This window comes from Streptomyces sp. NPDC051913, from assembly GCF_044593635.1.
Taxonomy (GTDB): Bacteria; Actinomycetota; Actinomycetes; order Streptomycetales; family Streptomycetaceae; genus Streptomyces.
In genome coordinates this window covers 649,113-666,695 of the sequence record NZ_JBIUCI010000003.1, presented here as the reverse complement: position 1 = coordinate 666,695, position 17,583 = coordinate 649,113, and the positions used below count along the sequence as shown (strand labels likewise).

The 17,583-nt window shown below is 70.5% G+C and carries 19 protein-coding genes and 1 tRNA gene; 11 read left to right on the top strand and 9 right to left on the bottom strand.

Annotated features, from left to right (window positions below):
* Window position 1 precedes the first annotated feature (1 nt).
* The 4 genes from efeB to ACIHIX_RS12080 all read left to right on the top strand — a co-directional run bounded on the left by efeB (window position 2) and on the right by ACIHIX_RS12080 (window position 4,931).
* Window positions 2–1,294, top strand: coding sequence for an iron uptake transporter deferrochelatase/peroxidase subunit (efeB, locus tag ACIHIX_RS12095; protein WP_399953497.1), 1,293 nt, complete (start codon window positions 2–4; stop codon window positions 1,292–1,294).
* 33 nt (window positions 1,295–1,327) lie between these two features.
* Window positions 1,328–2,260: a prephenate dehydratase gene (pheA, locus tag ACIHIX_RS12090; RefSeq protein WP_399953494.1), complete on the top strand. Its 933-nt coding sequence runs from the start codon at window positions 1,328–1,330 to the stop codon at window positions 2,258–2,260.
* 572 nt (window positions 2,261–2,832) lie between these two features.
* Window positions 2,833–4,110: a serine--tRNA ligase gene (gene serS / locus ACIHIX_RS12085; RefSeq protein ID WP_399953491.1), complete on the top strand. Its 1,278-nt coding sequence runs from the start codon at window positions 2,833–2,835 to the stop codon at window positions 4,108–4,110.
* On the top strand, window positions 4,107–4,931 hold the full coding sequence (locus ACIHIX_RS12080; protein ID WP_399953488.1) for an HAD family hydrolase: 825 nt from the start codon (window positions 4,107–4,109) through the stop codon (window positions 4,929–4,931). The genes serS and ACIHIX_RS12080 overlap by 4 nt, the downstream gene beginning before the upstream one ends.
* 5 nt (window positions 4,932–4,936) lie before the next feature.
* Here the strand turns inward: ACIHIX_RS12080 and ACIHIX_RS12075 are convergent, their stop codons facing one another.
* The 8 genes from ACIHIX_RS12075 to ACIHIX_RS12040 all read right to left on the bottom strand — a co-directional run bounded on the left by ACIHIX_RS12075 (window position 4,937) and on the right by ACIHIX_RS12040 (window position 9,429).
* Window positions 4,937–5,077, bottom strand: coding sequence for a hypothetical protein (locus ACIHIX_RS12075; RefSeq protein ID WP_399953485.1), 141 nt, complete (start codon window positions 5,075–5,077; stop codon window positions 4,937–4,939).
* The gene (locus ACIHIX_RS12070) at window positions 5,074–5,232 is read right to left on the bottom strand and encodes a hypothetical protein (protein WP_399953482.1); all 159 of its coding nucleotides are present in this window, start codon (window positions 5,230–5,232) and stop codon (window positions 5,074–5,076) included. Before ACIHIX_RS12070 ends, ACIHIX_RS12075 begins: the two co-directional genes overlap by 4 nt.
* Window positions 5,233–5,257: 25 nt before the next feature.
* Window positions 5,258–5,342: transfer RNA gene (locus ACIHIX_RS12065), tRNA-Ser, on the bottom strand.
* A 262-nt stretch (window positions 5,343–5,604) separates the two neighbouring features.
* Entirely contained in the window at window positions 5,605–5,838 is a 234-nt protein-coding gene (locus ACIHIX_RS12060) for a hypothetical protein (protein WP_399953480.1), read from the bottom strand.
* 80 nt (window positions 5,839–5,918) lie between these two features.
* Window positions 5,919–6,638 (bottom strand): ABC transporter permease subunit, encoded by a 720-nt coding sequence (locus tag ACIHIX_RS12055; protein ID WP_399953477.1) that lies wholly within the window; start codon window positions 6,636–6,638, stop codon window positions 5,919–5,921.
* Between the two features lie 10 nt (window positions 6,639–6,648).
* Window positions 6,649–7,560, bottom strand: a complete 912-nt coding sequence (locus tag ACIHIX_RS12050) for an ABC transporter ATP-binding protein (RefSeq protein ID WP_399953474.1) — start codon at window positions 7,558–7,560, stop codon at window positions 6,649–6,651.
* Window positions 7,557–8,465 carry an ABC transporter permease subunit gene (locus tag ACIHIX_RS12045; RefSeq protein WP_399953472.1) on the bottom strand — a complete coding sequence of 303 codons (909 nt, stop codon included), beginning with the start codon at window positions 8,463–8,465 and terminating at the stop codon, window positions 7,557–7,559. The genes ACIHIX_RS12050 and ACIHIX_RS12045 overlap by 4 nt, the downstream gene beginning before the upstream one ends.
* Window positions 8,455–9,429, bottom strand: coding sequence for an ABC transporter ATP-binding protein (locus ACIHIX_RS12040; RefSeq protein WP_399953801.1), 975 nt, complete (start codon window positions 9,427–9,429; stop codon window positions 8,455–8,457). Before ACIHIX_RS12040 ends, ACIHIX_RS12045 begins: the two co-directional genes overlap by 11 nt.
* 261 nt (window positions 9,430–9,690) lie before the next feature.
* Here ACIHIX_RS12040 and ACIHIX_RS12035 point away from each other — a divergent pair, with 261 nt between their 5' ends.
* The 7 genes from ACIHIX_RS12035 to ACIHIX_RS12005 all read left to right on the top strand — a co-directional run bounded on the left by ACIHIX_RS12035 (window position 9,691) and on the right by ACIHIX_RS12005 (window position 16,490).
* Entirely contained in the window at window positions 9,691–10,533 is an 843-nt protein-coding gene (locus ACIHIX_RS12035; protein WP_399953469.1) for a M24 family metallopeptidase, read from the top strand.
* A gap of 2 nt (window positions 10,534–10,535) precedes the next feature.
* A complete protein-coding gene (locus ACIHIX_RS12030; protein ID WP_399953798.1) occupies window positions 10,536–12,287 on the top strand; it encodes an SDR family oxidoreductase in 1,752 nt (583 codons plus the stop codon).
* Between the two features lie 115 nt (window positions 12,288–12,402).
* Complete coding sequence (locus ACIHIX_RS12025) at window positions 12,403–13,341, top strand: MerR family transcriptional regulator (RefSeq protein WP_399953466.1); 939 nt, start codon at window positions 12,403–12,405, stop codon at window positions 13,339–13,341.
* A gap of 123 nt (window positions 13,342–13,464) precedes the next feature.
* Complete coding sequence (locus ACIHIX_RS12020) at window positions 13,465–14,013, top strand: RNA 2'-phosphotransferase (RefSeq protein WP_399953464.1); 549 nt, start codon at window positions 13,465–13,467, stop codon at window positions 14,011–14,013.
* A gap of 83 nt (window positions 14,014–14,096) precedes the next feature.
* Window positions 14,097–14,540: a hypothetical protein gene (locus ACIHIX_RS12015; protein ID WP_399953462.1), complete on the top strand. Its 444-nt coding sequence runs from the start codon at window positions 14,097–14,099 to the stop codon at window positions 14,538–14,540.
* 73 nt (window positions 14,541–14,613) lie between these two features.
* Window positions 14,614–15,516 carry an LLM class flavin-dependent oxidoreductase gene (locus ACIHIX_RS12010; protein ID WP_399953459.1) on the top strand — a complete coding sequence of 301 codons (903 nt, stop codon included), beginning with the start codon at window positions 14,614–14,616 and terminating at the stop codon, window positions 15,514–15,516.
* A 77-nt stretch (window positions 15,517–15,593) separates the two neighbouring features.
* The gene (locus ACIHIX_RS12005; RefSeq protein WP_399953456.1) at window positions 15,594–16,490 is read left to right on the top strand and encodes a Cof-type HAD-IIB family hydrolase; all 897 of its coding nucleotides are present in this window, start codon (window positions 15,594–15,596) and stop codon (window positions 16,488–16,490) included.
* Here ACIHIX_RS12005 and ACIHIX_RS12000 read toward each other — a convergent pair.
* The gene (locus ACIHIX_RS12000) at window positions 16,487–17,551 is read right to left on the bottom strand and encodes a M23 family metallopeptidase (RefSeq protein WP_399953453.1); all 1,065 of its coding nucleotides are present in this window, start codon (window positions 17,549–17,551) and stop codon (window positions 16,487–16,489) included. The two genes, ACIHIX_RS12005 and ACIHIX_RS12000, sit on opposite strands and share 4 nt — an antisense overlap.
* Window positions 17,552–17,583 lie beyond the last annotated feature (32 nt).

The window sequence follows — 17,583 nt, the reverse complement described above, 5'->3', positions numbered from 1 at the left end:
CATGGCTGACCAGTCCATCCCGGAGGCCCGGACCGCCGAGAGGGCAGTTAATGACGGCGCTGCGGAAAGCGCCCTCCCCAAGGAGGGCCTTTCGCGACGCCGACTGCTGGGCACCGCCGGTGCCACCGGGCTCGTGCTCGGCGCCGCCGGCGGAGCCGTGGGGTACACCGCCCGGCCCGCCGAGGCCACACCGCTCACCTCGCTCGGCGCCGAGGAGGCGATGTTTCACGGGAAACATCAGCCCGGCATCCTCCAGGGCCTCCAGGCCCGCGGCCACCTCGTCGCCTTCGACCTGGCGGCCGGAGCCGGCCGCAAGGGCGCGGCAGCACTGCTGCGCCGCTGGTCGCAGACGGCCCGGCGGCTGATGGCGGGCGAGGCGACGGCGTCCGGCGACACGGATGTCGCCCGTGACGCCGGCCCGTCCGCGCTGACGATCACCTTCGGCTTCGGCCACAGCTTCTTCACCCGGACCGGACTGGAGAAACAGCGGCCGGTCGCCCTCGACCCACTGCCCGCCTTCTCCTCCGACCAACTCGACCAGGCGCGCAGCAACGGCGACCTGTGGGTGCAGATCGGCGCCGACGACGCCCTGGTCGCCTTCCACGCCCTGCGCGCGATCCAGAAGGACGCGGGCGCCGCCGCGAAGGTCCGCTGGCAGATGAACGGCTTCAACCGCTCACCGGGCGCCACCGCCCAGCCCATGACGGCACGCAACCTGATGGGCCAGATCGACGGCACCCGCAACCCGAAGCCGGCGGAACCGGACTTCGACCGCCGGATCTTCGTCCCCGCGTCAGCAGACCCCGCGTGGATGGCGAACGGCTCCTACGCCGTCGTACGCCGTATCCGCATGCTCCTCGACGACTGGGAGCAGCTCACGGTGACGGCGCAGGAGCAGGTCATCGGGCGGCGCAAGGCGAACGGGGCGCCCCTGACCGGGGGCTCCGAGACGACCGCGATGGACCTGGAGAAGACCGACGCCAAGGGCGACCTGGTGGTCCCCCTCAACGCCCACTCCCGGATCACCCGGCCCGACCAGAACGGGGGCGCGGCAATGCTCCGCCGCCCCTGGTCCTTCCACGACGGCATCGGCACGGACGGTGTCCCGGACGCGGGCCTGCTCTTCGTCTGCTGGCAGGCCGACCCGCTGCGCGGCTTCGTCCCCGTCCAGCGCAAGCTCGATCGCGGTGACGCGCTGTCCCAGTACATCCGCCACGAGTCCAGCGGCCTCTTCGCGGTGCCGGGCGGGGCGGCGGAGGGGGAGTACGTGGGACAGGGGCTGCTGGAGGGATGAGGGGCTCCGCGGCTCTGAGGCTAGGGTGAGGTCATGCCAGCGAGCTATGCGTATCTCGGTCCCGAGGGCACCTTCACCGAAGCCGCTCTGCGCAGGCTTCCGGAGGCGGCCACACGGGAGCTGATCCCGTACGTGTCCGTGCAGTCCGCGCTGGACGCGGTGCGGGCCGGGGAGGCCGAGGCCGCGTTCGTGCCGATCGAGAACTCCGTCGAGGGCGGCATCACCACCACCCTCGACGAACTGGTCGCGGGCGCACCCCTGATGATCTACCGCGAGGTGCTGCTGTCGATCACCTTCGCGCTGCTGGTGCGTCCCGGCACCACGCTCTCGGAGATCAAGACCGTCTCCGCGCACCCCGCGGCCCAGCCGCAGGTCCGCAACTGGCTGAAGAAGAACCTCCCGGACGCCCGCTGGGAGTCCGCCGCCTCCAACGCGGACGCCGCCCGGCTCGTCCAGGAAGGCCAGTACGACGCCGCCTTCGCCGGTGAGTTCGCCGCGGCCCTGTACGGTCTGGAGGCCCTGGAGACCGGCATCCACGACGCCGAGAACGCCCAGACCCGCTTCGTACTGGTCGGCCGGCCCGCCCGGCCCGCCGCACCGACCGGCGCCGACAAGACCTCCGTCGTGCTGTGGCAGCGCGACGACCACCCCGGCGGCCTGCGCGACCTGCTCGGCGAGTTCGCCACCCGCGGCATCAACCTGATGCTGCTCCAGTCCCGGCCCACCGGCGCCGGCATCGGCAACTACTGCTTCTGCATCGACGCCGAGGGCCACATCTCGGACCGCAGGGTCGCCGAGGCCCTCATGGGGCTCAAGCGGATCTGCCTGGAGGTCCGGTTCCTCGGTTCGTACCCGCGTGCGGACGCCTCCGAGGGCGAGGTGCGCCGACCGCTGCGCGGAACCTCGGACGACGAGTTCGTGGCGGCGTCGGACTGGGTGGCGCGCTGCCAGGACGGGCGTTTCTGAACGACGTCCCGCAGGCGACCCGCAGGTTTCCCGCAGGTTTCCGGCCGCTCTTACCTGCATATTTTCGTTATCCACAGGAGTTATCCACAGGCTGCCTTCTCGACCTGGGGACAAGTCGACACGGAACCACTACCTAGTCGACAAATCGGCCTACAGCACCCAACTTCGTCCACAGCCCCACAGGTCACCCTTCGTCCACCCGTTTCCATCGATCAATCCTTTGGGGCGACCCATTTCCACTCGAAAGTGGGCGTGAAGACGGTTTGGAACGGGAATTCCTCGCCCGGCATCCCTGGATCGGAATGATCAATTCCGAAGTCCACAGATCTTTCGCACAGCCTGTGGATAACTCGTTCGGGGTGTGGATTCCTGTGGACAGAGCCGCCCTCAAATCCCGTTCTCCACAAGGAAATCCAGTCAACCAGGAACCTGGACCTGCTTCGTTCCAGGGAGTGAGACACCTTTTATTGACACGGGCGAACACAGAGGGCAATTCACCCATAACGGTATGTAAGGCGTAGTTCGGAATAGTGAGTCGTGGGCTCACATCCGGCACCGGTAGCCTTGAGCGCGTGATTGACCTTCGCCTGCTTCGTGAGGACCCCGACCGAGTGCGCGCGTCCCAGCGCGCCCGTGGAGAGGACGTCGCGCTCGTCGACGCTCTCCTGTCCGCCGACGAGCGGCGCAGGTCGTCCGGCGTCCGCTTCGACGAGCTGCGTTCCGAGCAGAAGTCGCTCGGCAAGCTCATTCCCAAGGCCTCCGGGGACGAGAAGGCCGAGCTGCTGAAGAAGACGGGCCAGCTGGCCGCCGACGTCAAGGCGGCCGACGCCGAGCAGCACGAGGCCGACGAGGAGACCAAGCGCCTCGCCCTCCAGCTCGGCAACCTCGTCCACCCCGACGTGCCCGTCGGCGGCGAGGAGGACTTCGTCGTCCTGGAGACGCACGGCACCATCCGCGACTTCGGCGCCGAGGGCTTCGAGCCCAAGGACCACCTGGAGCTCGGCGAGGCGCTGGGCGCCATCGACGTCGAGCGCGGCGCGAAGGTCTCCGGCTCGCGCTTCTACTACCTGACCGGCGTCGGCGCCCTCCTGGAGCTCGCGCTCGTCAACGCGGCGATCGCCCAGGCCACCGAGGCCGGCTTCGTCCCGATGCTCACCCCCGCGCTGGTCCGCCCGCGCGCCATGGAGGGCACCGGCTTCCTCGGCCAGGCCGCGGAGAACGTGTACCACCTGGAGAAGGACGACTACTACCTGGTCGGCACCTCCGAGGTCCCGCTCGCCGCGTACCACATGGACGAGATCCTGGAGGCCGACCAGCTGCCCATGCGCTACGCCGGCTTCTCGCCGTGCTTCCGCCGCGAGGCCGGCACGTACGGCAAGGACACCCGGGGCATCTTCCGCGTGCACCAGTTCGACAAGGTCGAGATGTTCTCGTACGTCGCCCCCGAGGACGCCGAGAACGAGCACAAGCGGCTCCTGGACTGGGAGAAGCAGTGGCTGACCGGTCTGGAGCTGCCGTTCCAGGTCATCGACGTCGCCTCGGGCGACCTGGGCGCCTCCGCCTCCCGCAAGTACGACTGCGAGGCGTGGATCCCGACCCAGGGCAAGTACCGCGAGCTGACCTCGGCGTCCAACTGCGACAGCTTCCAGGCCCGCCGTCTCTCCGTCCGCATGCGCGACGGCAAGAAGGTGCAGCCGCTGGCGACTCTCAACGGCACGCTGTGCGCCGTACCGCGCACGATCGTGGCGATCCTGGAGAACCACCAGCAGGCCGACGGCTCCGTCCACGTCCCCGCGGTGCTGCGCCCGTACCTGGGCGGCCGTGAGGTCCTGGAGCCGATCTCCAAGTGAGCGACGCGCCTTCGACCGCGGCCGGGGGATTCCCTTACCGGCTGATCGCGACCGACCTCGACGGGACGCTCCTGCGCTCCGACGAGTCGGTCTCGGACCGCACCCGTGCCGCGCTCGCCGCGGCCACGGCGGCCGGTGCCGCGCACATCGTGGTGACCGGCCGCGCGGTCCCGTGGACCCGGCACATCCTCGACGACCTCGGCTACGAGGGCCTCGCGGTGTGCGGGCAGGGCGCGCAGGTGTACGACGCGGGCGCGCACCGGCTGCTGACGTCCGTGACGCTGGACCGGCAGCTGGCCGGGGTCGCCCTCGCGAAGATCGAGGCGGAGGTCGGTCCGCTGTATCTGGCCGCCAGCCGGGACGGGCTGGACGGGGAGGTGCTGGTGGGGCAGGGCTACGCGCTCACCGGCGATCTGCCCGCCACTCCCTTCACGGACTCGGCCGATCTGTGGACCGCGCCGCTGAACAAGATCTACATACAGCATCCGGAGCTGTCGGACGACGAGCTGGCGGAGGCCTCGCGGCAGGCGGCGGGCGGGTTCGTGAACGTCGCCATGGCGGGCGCGGGCATCGTGGAGCTGCTGCCGCTGGGGCTGTCGAAGGCGACGGGTCTGTCGTTGGCGGCACGCCGGCTGGGTCTGAAGGCCGCGGACACGATCGCCTTCGGTGACATGCCCAACGACATCCCGATGTTCGGCTGGGCGGCTCGGGGCGTGGCCATGGCCAACGCCCATGAGGAGCTCAAGGCGGTGGCCGACGAGGTGACGTCCTCCCACGAGGAGGACGGGATCGCCGTGGTGCTGGAGCGGTTGCTCGGCTGAGGGCTCTAGGACGCGTCGGTGAAGCGGCTGAACCCTGCCTGCAAGGTGTGGATGGTGACGGTGCCGCCGCCCAGCATCTCGGCCTTGCGGCGGAGCTGTTCCGCTGCCGCCGGGCCCGGTCGGCCGTAGACGTCGATGGAGTTCATGCGAGCTGCGGTTCGCGGGCCTCGATGAAGTCGGCCAAGTCCCGCATGCCGGCCCTGACCTCGGCGAGTCTGCCCTCTCGGATGTCCGAGCGGTCGATGTAGTGGATGGGTTCCACAACATCCGGAATGTCCGCCATGCCTGCTGTGTCTGCCATGGCGTCTGAACCTAATCGTGTCTTGCGGAGGATGCACGGATCGAACGTGCGCGGAGTTTCCCCCGACCTCGGCTTAGCAAGCCGGTGCCTTGCCTCTCGGCCAATCCTCCGGGTGGGCGGCCCACGCGAGAGCGACATCGCGTGCTCGAAGCGGCCGCCCCGGGCAGTTCCGGTGCGGTGGACTCGACGGTGGGGTAACTACACCGGAGTCCTCCGCGGACTGCCCTGAAGGGTGCTCGACGGACTGCCGTGCATGGACATCGTCGAACACCTCCCCGGTCAGTGGCGCCGGTCGGTCCCGGCCGCGTGGACACAACCATCGTGCCTGTACGCCGAGTTGGGCGCCACCGAATAAAACGGCCGGGTGTTCGGCTACTTGCGCCACCACCTGCGACGGGCCCTGCTGAAGAACCACCCCGCCGGCGGTTCGTCGGAGCGCCAGGGCTGCGGTTCCGGAGCCTCGTCGCGCCAGCGGGCGGCGAGCATACGGGCCCGGGCGGACGGCTCGGAGGTCTCCGCGGAGCGTATGAAGTCCTCGTCCAGGACGAGGTCGTTCCAGGTGTCGTCCCCGGAGCGTGCCTGTCGGTCGTCGTACGCGTCCGCCATCCCCGTTCCTCCTAGTCGTACATCCCCGTCTGCCCAGTTTGCCTGGGCAGACGTGAAGCCCCCGTCAATAGGCGCGGCGTCTACTCCTCGCCCGCCAGCTTCAACGTGCGCAGCTTCTGCCCGGCGTACCAGGTCGCCGCCACCGTCACCACGACCAGCAGCACCGTCGCCGTCGGCAGGCTCACGTCCGAGGTGACCAGATCCCCGCCGGCGACCTTGTGGGCGACGGCGAGCGACCACTGCTGGACGCTGAGGGTGCGCGCCCCGGAGACCAGGGAGCCGAACAGGGCCTCCCAGACGAGGGCGTAGACGAGGCCGAAGACGACCGCGTGCCGGGAGACCGTGCCCAGGAGCAGGAAGAGCGCGGCGTAGGCGATGGAGGAGACCAGCGCGGCGACGGTGTAGGCCACGGCGATCTGCTGGCCGTTGCCGTTGAGGACGAGGCCCGCGATCAGGGTCGGCAGGGCCGAGAAGACCATGGTGACCGCGATCGCGACGATGAGCTTGGTGAAGATGATCGTGGGCCGCTTGATCGGCTTGGACAGCAGGTACACCACCGAGCCGTCGTCGATCTCCGGGCCGATCGCGCCGGTGCCGGCGATGACGCCGATGATCGGCACCATCGTGGCCAGTGCGAGACCGCCGAGCAGGTCGGACGCGGTCTGGTCGTCGGCGCCGACCAGGGCGCGCACGATCACGGAGATCACGATCAGCAGCAGGGGCAGGGCGCCCAGGATGAGGGCCCGGCGGCGGCCGAGCAGGGCCCGGTAGGTGAGTCGGGCGACTGTGGGGTCGTACATCTTCGGCCTCCTACGCCGCGACCAGGTAAGAGAACACGGACTCGAGGGACTCGTCGGACGGCGAGACCGTCAGCAGCCGGATGCCGTGGTCGCGGGCGACCTTCGGCAACAGGCCGGTGAAACGGCCGAAGTCGACGGCCTGGATGCGCAACGCGCCTTCCGCCAGGTCGACTTCGATGCCGGACGTGGACGGGTCGGCGATCAGGGCGGCCGCGAGGGCGCGGTCGTCGCTGGAGCGCACCAGGTAGCGGTGCGGGCGGTCGGTCATCAGGCGGCGGATCTTGCGGAAGTCGCCGCTGGCCGCGTGCCTCCCCGCGACCACGACCTCGATGTGCCAGGCGAGTTGCTCGACCTCTTCGAGGATGTGAGAGGAGAACAGAACCGTGCGTCCCTCGTCGCCCATGCGGCGCAGCAGGTCCATGAGCTGCATGCGCTGGCGCGGGTCCATGCCGTTGAAGGGCTCGTCGAGGAGGAGCAGCGAGGGGTCGTGGACCAGGGCGGACGCCATCTTCACGCGCTGGCGCATGCCCTTGGAGTACGTCTGGATCTTGCGGTCCTGCGCGTACTCCATCTCGACCGTCGCGAGCGCCTTCTGGGCGGCCTTGGCGCCCAGGCCGTGCAACTCGGCGTTGGCGACGACGAATTCGCGGCCGGTGAGGAAGTCGTACATCGCCTCGCGCTCGGGGACGATGCCGATGTGCTGGTAGATCGCTTCGTTGCGCCACACCTGCTCGCCGTCGAGGGTGACGGTGCCGGTGGAGGGGGCGAGGAAGCCGCCCATCATGTTGATCAGGGTGGACTTCCCTGCGCCGTTCGGGCCGAGGAGGCCGGTGACGCCGGGGCCGATCGTCATGGTGACGTCGTTGACGGCGACCACGTTGCCGAACCAGCGTGAGACGTGGTCGATGGAGAGCGTGGTCACAGTCCCACCTTCTTGTAGCGGCGCATCATCAGGCCGTAGCTCGCGGCGATCAGACCGAGGGTGACGAGGACGTAGACCACGCCCTGGCCGTTCGAGGGGCCGTGGCCGCCCGGCAGCGAGGCGGTCGCGCCGAGGAAGGCGGTCTGGACGCCGTCGATGAGGGTGACCGGCGAGAAGAGGCCCATCCACGGGATGGCGGAGGTGCTCCCCTGGGCGTCGGCGATGGCCTGGAGGGTGGTGACGGCGCCGTAGGAGATGGTGAAGACGGCGATGACGGCCGCGATGCCGAAGCCGCGTCGTGGGGTGACCGCGGCGATGACCAGGCCGATGCCGGCGAACAGCAGCGACAGCAGTGCCACGGAGACGAGTCCCTGCGCGAATCCCTTGGTCTGGTCGGTGAAGTCCAGCTTGGCCAGCAGCGCGCCCACGTACAGGACGAGCAGGGGAGCCGCGGTCAGGATGAACATGGCCGAGGCCAGGGCCGCGTACTTCGCGCGGACGTAGTCGGCGGTCTCGATGGGCCGCGAGAAGTACAGCGGAACGGTCTTGAAGCGCAGGTCGCGGGAGACGGACTGGGGTGCCTGCGAGGCGACGTACAGGCAGATCACGGACTGCATGATGATCGCGTAGCGCGTGTAGTCGACGGGCAGGTCGTTGGCCTTGGTGGCGACCGCGACGGCCACCATGATGGCCGCGGGCACGCACATCACGGCGAACAGCAGCATCGGCAGCACCTTGGACTTGACCGAGCGGCCGAGGCCGTAGGCGCCGCGCAGGGACTGCGAATAGAGCGAGCGGGTCGCGTAGGAGCGGCCGAGCCGGGGGCCGTCGTAGGCGCGGTAGCCGATGTTGTGGATGCGGGTCTGGTCGCCCGCGGGGGCGGTGACCGGGTGTTCAGCTGCCATGGCCGACGGCCTCCTTCCGCTGCTGTTCCTCGGTCTCCTGGTCGTCCTGGAAGACCTCCGAGATGTGGTGGCGGCGCTGCTCCATGCGGACCAGGCCGAGGCCGAGGTCGGCGACGACGTCCCGTACGACGTCGTAGGTCTCCTCGCCCTGTGCGGTGAGCAGCAGGATGTGGCCGGCGCCGGGCAGGCCGCTGCCGGCCTCTACGCTCACCCCGCGCGCGTGGAGCGCCTCGCGCACCGCGCGGGTGCCGTCCGGGTGCTCGTCGGTGTCGGTGACCTCGATCGCGAGGGTGGTGGTGGTCTGGGTGAAGTCGGTGGTGGAGCTGGAGCGCAGGAGCTTGCCGCCGTCGATGACGACCACGTGGTCGCAGGTGCGTTCCAGTTCGCCCAGGAGGTGCGAGGTGACCAGGACCGAGATGCCGAAGTCGGTGTGGATGCGCCGGATGAGGGCGAGCATGTCGTCGCGGCCGACCGGGTCGAGGCCGTTGGTCGGCTCGTCCAGGAAGACCAGTTGCGGGTCGTGGACGAGGGCCTGGGCGAGCTTCACGCGCTGCTTCATGCCGGTCGAGTAGCCGCCGATGGGGCGGTAGCGCTCCTCGTACAGCCCGACGTGGCGCAGGGTGTCGGCGGTGCGCTCGCGGGCGGCGGTCGGGGGCAGGCCGGACATGCGCGCCATGTGGACGACGAACTCGGTGGCCGAGACGTCGGGCGGCAGACAGTCGTGCTCCGGCATGTAGCCCACGCGCTCGCGGATGGCGCCGCCCTTGGTGGCGACGTCGAGGCCGAGCACTTCGGCGCGGCCCTCGGTGGCGGGGGACAGACCCAGCAGGATCTTGATCAGTGTGGACTTGCCGGCTCCGTTGGCTCCGACGAGTCCGGTCACACCCGGTCCGACGTCCACGGAGAGCCGGTCAAGCGCGGTCACCCGGGGGAACCGCTTGCTCAGGCTTTCGGTCGCGATCACAGTCACGTCTTCGACAGTAGTGACCCGCGCCACTTCGGTCGTCACACCGCAGAGCTGTCTTCGGGTCAGCCTCCAGATGTACGGGCCCGTAGGGGATGCCATGCCTGAGAGTTACGGAAGGGTCCGGGCCGACGGGTGGCGTCGGTGTTTTCCACAGGCCCGACCCTCCTATTGACGCAGCCTCTAACAACTGTCACATTCGGCGGTGTCAAGTTACGAGCACGTAGCGCAGTCGGCGTGGACTGGGTGGGACGGGGTGGCATGACGACGGCAGTGGCAGGCGAACGGGCCGCGGAACTGCGCGGATTCAGAAGGGTGCAGCGGCTGGCGTACGAGTGCGCCGAGGCCGTGGCGGCGCGGCTGGAGCCCGGGGTGACCGAGCGCGAGGCGGCGCGGATGCAGCGCGAGTGGCTGCGCGAGCGCGGGGTGCGGGACTGGTTCCATCTCCCCTTCGCCTGGTTCGGGGACCGCACGGCGTTCGTGAACTTCCGTCTCCCGCTCCAGTTCTTCCCCACCGACCGGCGCCTGGAGCCCGGGATGCCGTTCATCCTCGACATGGCCCCGGTCCACGACGGCTTCACCGCGGACATCGGCTACTCGGGCTCGCTCGGTCTGAACCCCGTGCAGGACAAGCTGATGGACGACCTGGAGGCACACCGCGAGCTGATCCTGCGCGAGGTGCGCGAGCGGCGCCCGCTGCGCGCGATCTACGAGGACGTGGACCGACTCATGGTCCGCCAGGGCTACGCGAACCGGCACCGCGCCTACCCCTTCGGCGTGATCGCCCACAAGGTGGACCGGGTGAAGGAGCGCCGCTGGTCACCGAAGCTCTTCGGGTTCGGAACCCAGTCGCTGAAAGGCCTCGCGGCCGACGCGCTGCACGGCCACCGCGAGGGCTGGTCCCCGCTGTGGTCGCCGTACCGCTTCTCCGACCACCCGCCGCAGCCGGGCCTGTGGGCGGTCGAACCCCATCTCGGATTCCGGGGCACGGGCGCGAAGTTCGAGGAGATCCTGGTGGTCACCGACTCCAAGGATCCCGTGGAGAGCGCCTTCTGGCTGGACGACGACCTGCCGCATGTGCGGCGCTGGGCGGAGGCGAAGTGAGCATGTTGGAGAACGCGCGTGAGCGCCGGGTGCGGACCGGCGGCGTCGAACTGTGCGTCGCCGAGCTCGGCGAGCCCGGGCAACCGACCGTGGTCCTCGTGCACGGCTACCCGGACAGCAAGGAGGTGTGGGCCCAGGTCGCCGCCCGTCTCGCCGACCGCTTCCACGTCGTGCTCTACGACGTCCGGGGCCATGGCCGCTCCAGCGCTCCGCGGCCGCTGCGGGGCGGCTTCACCCTGGAGAAGCTCACGGACGACTTCCTCGCCGTGGCCGACGCGGTCAGCCCGGACCGGCCGGTGCATCTGGTCGGGCACGACTGGGGCTCGGTGCAGTCCTGGGAGTTCGCCACGGTCGCGCGCACCGAGGGCCGGATCGCGTCCTTCACCTCGATGTCCGGCCCGTCCCTCGACCACTTCGGACACTGGATCAACACCCGCCTCAGGCGCCCCACCCCGCGCCGCGTCGGCCAGCTCCTCGGCCAGGGCGCCAAGTCCTGGTACGTGTACGCGCTGCACACACCCGCACTGCCGGAACTGGCCTGGCGCGGCCCGCTCGGCAAGGTGTGGCCACGCCTCCTGGAGCGGTTCGAACGGGTCCCCGGGGACGGCTACCCCACCTCGTCCCTCCCCACGGACGCGGCGCACGGAGCCTGGCTGTACCGGGACAACGTACGGGCCCGGCTGCGCCACCCCCGCGCCGACGCCTACGCGCACGCGCCCGTGCAGCTCATCACGCCACTCGGCGACGCGTTCCTGTCCGAGCGGCTCTACGACGAACTGGAGCAGTGGGTTCCGCAGTTGACGCGGCGCACCCTCCCGGCCCGGCACTGGATACCCCGGTCCCGGCCCGACCAACTGGCAGCCTGGATCGGAGAGTTCGTGACCGTCAACGAGGGCGGCAGGACCGTCACCGCGCCGAACGGCAAGTACGCCGACCGGTTCGGCGGCCGGCTGGTGCTGGTCACCGGAGCGGGCAGCGGCATCGGTCGGGCGACGGCGTACGCGTTCGCCGAGTCCGGCGCGCGCGTGATCGCCGTCGACCGGGACACGGAGGGCGCGGCCCGTACCGCCGAGATGTCCCGCCTGCTGGGGGCGCCCGAAGCCTGGGCCGAGACCGTCGACGTCTCCGACGAACAGGCCATGGAGAAGCTCGCCGACAGGGTCGCCGCCGAGTACGGGGTGGTGGACGTCTTGGTCAACAACGCCGGGATCGGTCTGTCGGGCTCCTTCTTCGACACCACCCCGGAGGACTGGAAGAAGGTCCTCGACGTGAACCTCTGGGGCGTCATCCACGGCTGCCGGCTGTTCGGGAAGCAGATGGCCGAGCGCGGACAGGGCGGCCACATCGTCAACACCGCGTCGGCGGCGGCGTACCAGCCCTCCAAGGCGCTGCCCGCCTACAGCACCTCCAAGGCGGCGGTGCTGATGCTCAGCGAGTGCCTGCGCGCCGAACTGGCCGGTCAGGACATCGGCGTCAGCGCGATCTGCCCCGGTTTCGTGAACACCAACATCACCTCGACCGCCCGGTTCGCCGGCGTCGACGGCGCGGAGGAGAAGCGGCGCCAGAAGAGGACGGCGCGGCTGTACGGGCTGCGGAACTACCCGCCGGAGAAGGTCGCCGACGCGATCCTGCGGGCGGTCGTGCGCAACGAGGCGGTCGTGCCGGTGACACCGGAGGCACGCGGCGCCCACCTCATGTCCCGCTTCACGCCGCGCGCCCTGCGGGCGATCGCGCGACTGGAACCACCGCTGTGAGCCCGGTAGTTGGCTCTCCCAGGAGATTCGCCACCTGGCCGACCGCGCCTGCACGTCGGCCACCCGGCAGACCGAACGCGGTTCCGCGGTGGGCACGGACGGCAGGGGCGGTCCGGTGAGTGCCGGTCCCGCGTACCGCATCGAGGACCTCGCCCACCTCAGCGGCGCCACCGTCCGCACCATCCGCGCCTACCAGGACCGCGGCCTGCTCCCCCGCCCCGAGCGGCACGGCCGCGCCAACCTCTACTCCGACGCCCATCTCGCCCGTCTCCACCAGATCGCCGGGCTCCTCGACCGCGGCTACACCCTGGCCTCCATCAAGGAGCTGCTGGAGGCCTGGGACGCCGGACGCGGGCTCGGCGGGGTGCTCGGGCTGGTCGCCGAGGTCGACGGGCCGTGGAGCGACGAGGAGGCGGTACGGATCTCGCGCGCCGAGCTGGACGAGCGGTTCGGCGGCAGCCCGGACGCCGCGGCGGTCGCCGAGGCCGTGGAACTCGGCGTGCTGGAGCCGGTGCCCGGCGACGAGGACTCCTTCCTCGTGCCGAGCCCTCAAGAGCTGGCGGTCGCCGTCGAGTTGTATGCCGCGGGGGTTCCGCTGTCCGCGATCTCTGCTCATCTAAGGGAGTTGAGGGGCCAGGTCGAGCACATCGCCGCCCGTTTCCTGGAGTTCACCACCGAGCACGTCTTCGCGCGCTACCTCGACGGGCCGCACCGCCCGACGGACGCGGAAGCGGCCGAGGCGGCCACGCTCGTACGCCGGCTCAGACCGCTCGCGCAGCAGACGGTGGACGCCGAACTCGCACGGGCGATGCGGCTGTTGGCGGTGCGCCATCTGCGGCAGCACCTCGGTGCGGGAGAGCGTCCTGCGCAGCCGTCCGCGGCACGCTCCGTGTCGCTGCCCGAGGAGACAATGCGGGCTGTGGAGGGGCTGGTTGGCGTGGAGCGAGTCGCGGAGTTCGTGGCGCTGGCGGCTGAACGGGAGGTGCGCGCGCGAGCGTTGGACGCGCTCACGTCAAGGGGCGGGCCCCCAAGTGATCTTGACGAAGAGGGCTGACATCACCGGGAGTTGTCCACAGAACCGCCAACTAGCCTGTGGATAACTAGACTTGGTTGTGGACCAAACATCCGAGGCAAAATCATTCGCGTGATTCACGTCTCGCCCGTCACGCTGAGGGACATGGACGAACGACGCACCGTGAAGGTGTCGAAGTACCTCTCGAAGCACCTGCGCCATCAGCCGGAGCGCATCGGGCTCACGCTCGACGAGGCCGGCTGGGTCGAGATCGACACGCTGATCGCCGCGGCGGCGGCGCACGGGTTCCGCTTCACCCGGGAAGAGATGGACCACGTGGTCGCCGCCAACGACAAGAAGCGCTTCGCCGTCGAAGGCACCCGCATCCGCGCCAGCCAGGGCCACAGCGTCGACGTGGACCTCGGCCTGCCTCCCGCGACGCCACCGCCGTACCTCTACCACGGCACCGTGGCCCGCAGCCTGGACGCGATCCGCGCCGAGGGCCTGCGGCCCATGAACCGGCATGCCGTGCACCTCTCGGCGGACCGCGAGACCGCGACCCGGGTGGGCGCCCGCCGTGGCCGCCCCGTCGTCCTCTCGGTGGACGCCGGCGCCATGGACCGCGACGGCCATGTCTTCCACGTCAGCGCGAACGGCGTCTGGCTGACCGAGGCCGTACCGCCGCGGTATCTGCGCTTCCCCGAGTCGCACTGACCCCCTCTGGTCGCACTGAGCCCGTGAGCTCATGCCGCCCCCTTCCACCACGCCCCGAAGGCAGGAACGGCATGATCGGCGCCATGGACCACCTCCCCACCACCGAGGCCGCCGTCACCGCCCTTCGCGCACTCGCCGCCGAGTACGCCCTCGCGATCGAGGTGACCCATGACATCGGCGCCGACCAGACCTCGCGCCGCACAGCCGCGGGCGTCGGCGTCACCGCGGACCCCGACGGCTCCCTGCCCCACGAGGCCTACGTCGAGCTCGGCGGCCGGCCCCGGGTGGATGTGCGGCTCTACGCGGACGACGACGCGCTGATCACCGTCGACGGCGTCGAATGTCCCGACGTCGCCCGCGACGACGTCCCCGCCTTCCTGCGTTCCGTCTACGAGGGCCACGCCTGGGTCAAGACGCGCCGCTTCCCGCCGGGGAACTTCCTGATGGTGCCGCTGCCGGGCGACCGGGTGCACAAGGAGTTCATCCTGGTCGGCCTGAGCCCGTGGCTGAGCGGCCGCGCACGCTGACCGGGAGCCGGTGAGACCGTGACCGTGGGTCACTGTTTCACGTGAAACCCGTCCGGCCGCATACGCTCGAAACATGAGTCTGCGTCTGAGCACCGTGATCCTCCCGTACCGCCGCTGGTCGGAAGGGGGCCGTGGGGCATGGCAGCGGGCGGAGCAGCTCGGCTTCCACACCGGGTACACCTACGACCACCTGTCCTGGCGGACCTTCCGCGACGGCCCGTGGTTCGGTGCCGTGCCGACGCTGACCGCCGCCGCGGCCGTCACCGACCGGCTGCGTCTGGGCACGCTGGTGACCTCGCCGAACTTCCGGCATCCGGTGACCCTCGCCAAGGAGCTCATCTCCCTGGACGACATCTCCGACGGTCGGATCACGCTCGGCATCGGTGCGGGCGGCACCGGCTTCGACGCCACCGCGCTCGGCCAGGAACTGTGGACGCCGCGGGAGCGCGCCGACCGGTTCGCGGAGTTCGTGCCGCTGCTGGGCCGCCTGCTGACCGAGGACTCGGTGTCGTACGAGGGCGACTTCTACGCGGCGCACGAGGCCCGCAACATCCCGGGGTGCGTCCAGCGGCCCCGGCTGCCCTTCGCGGTGGCCGCCACCGGCCCGCGCGGGCTCCGCCTCGCCGCCCGCCACGGACAGGCGTGGGTGACCACCGGCGACCCCAAGCTGTACGAGAACGGCACTCCTGAACAGTCGATTCAAGCCATTCGCGGACAGGTCGAGAAGCTGGCCGACGCGTGCGCCGAAATCGGGCGGGACACGAAGGAACTCGACAAGATCCTGCTCACCGGGTTCACCCCGGACCGCGCCCGTCCGCTGGAGTCGCTCGACGCGTTCGTGGACTTCGCGGGACGCCACCGGGAGCTGGGCTTCACCGAGATCGTGATCCACTGGCCCATCCCCGACTCGGACTTCGCCGCCGACGAGAAGGTCTTCGAGCAGATCGCCATGGAGGCCCCGGCGCAGCTGCGCTGAGACCACGGTGGGTGAGGGGGCAGGTGGGAGGCTGTAATCACTCACCTGTGCGGGCTCCTGCACGACCGTGCGGGCATATGCGGGAGAATGGCCGGGTGACTTCAGCGACTCGACAGCCCGAGACCCCGGCCGCCGCCGTCCCGCCGCGCCTGATAGCCACCGACCTCGACGGCACCCTGCTGCGCGACGACAAGTCCGTCTCCCCGCGAACGGTCGCGGCCCTCGCCGCCGCCGAGGAGGCGGGCATCGAGGTCTTCTTCGTCACCGGTCGGCCCGCCCGCTGGATGAACGTCGTCAGCGACCACGTCCACGGCCACGGCCTCGCCATCTGCGGAAACGGCGCCGCGGTCGTCGATCTGCACGGTGGCACCGACGCCCACCGGTTCGTGAAGGTGCGCGAGCTGGCCAGGGAGAACGCGCTGGACGCCGTACGCCTGCTGCGGGACGCGGCGCCCGGCACGGTGTACGCGGTGGAGCAGACGTACGGCTTCCACCAGGAGCCGGACTATCCGAAGCTGCACATGGAGATCCCGGACGAGCTCCAGCCGGCCGAGAAGCTGCTGGCGGCGGGCGGGCCCGGCGCCGGTGAGCCGGTCCTGAAGATCCTCGCGTTCCATCCCACGCTCGACCCGGACGCCTTCCTCACCCTGGCCCGTCTCGCTATCGGTGACATCGCCAACGTCACCCGCTCCAGCCCCAGCGCCCTGCTGGAGATCAGCGGACCGGGCGTCTCCAAGGCCAGCACCCTCGCCCTGTGCTGTGCCGAGCGCGGCATCTCGCACGAGGAGGTCGTCGCCTTCGGTGACATGCCCAACGACGTCGAGATGCTGACCTGGGCGGGCCGGTCGTACGCGATGGGCAACGCGCACCCCGACGTGCTCGCCGCGGCCTCCGGTCGGACGGTCGACAACAACGAGGACGGCGTGGCGGTCGTCATCGAGCAGCTGGTGGCCCAGCGCGAGAGCCTCTCCTAGCCGAGGAGCACGCCGCGTGCCGCCAGCCACGGCACCGGGTCCACGCCCGAGCCCAGTTCCGGGGTGACCCGCACCTCGAAGTGCAGGTGCGGGCCGGTGGAGTTGCCGGTGGTGCCGGACTGGCCGATCCACTGCCCCGGCGTCACCCGGTCGCCCTGGTCGACGGTGACGGCGGCGAGATGGGCGTACTGCGTGTAGTAGCCGCCCGCGTGCTCGATCACGATCTCGATGCCGAAGGCTCCCCCGCAGGACACCTGCACCACGCGCCCCGCGCCGACCGCCCGCACGGGCGTGCCGATCGGCACCGCGAAGTCCTGCCCGGTGTGCCGGTTGGCCCACCGCGAACCGCCGCTGCCGAAGCCCGCGGACAGCTCGTACGTCTCCACCGGCGCGACCCACGCGCCCGTGACCTGCACCGCCGGCTGGTCCAGCCGGACGGCACCCCGACACGCACCCGCCGCGACCGACGCGTCCGCCTGGCCCTGCAACTGCCCGCGCGCCTCTTCGAGCTGCTGCTCGATGCCCCGCTTCAGCCCGGCGAGTTCGACGTTCCGCTTCTCCAGCGTCCGCCACGCCGCCGCGGCCTTCGCCTCGTCCCCCGCGAGCTTCGCCTCGGCCCGCCGGCTCTTCTCGATGGCGTTGTTCACGGCCAGGTTCGTCTGGGAGAACACCTGCTGACCGCGCATCAGCTGATCGGGACTGCGGGCGAGGATGATCTGCGCGGTGAGCGGGAGGTCGCCGCCGTTGCGGTACTGGGCGCGCGCGATCCGGCCCAGGTCCTCGTGCAGGACCGAGATGTCCCTGCGTTCCCGGTCGAGCAGCCCCTCCAACCGCTGTGCCGTCGCCCGCTGCGTCTCCGCCTCCAGCCGCCCCGCCTCGTACTGCTGGGTCGCCCGCGCCGCGTCCTCGTACAGCCGCACCACCTGCGCGTTGAGCCCCGGGTCCGCGCCGCCGCCGTCGCTCGCCTTCTTCTCCGTGGCGTCGGTCGGACGGGCTGCCAGCACGGCGAGCGCGCACAGCAGCGCCGGAACGAGCAGGGGATGACGGCGGGACGGTCGCATGCCAGCGATCCTGACCCGGCCCCGCGCGGGCG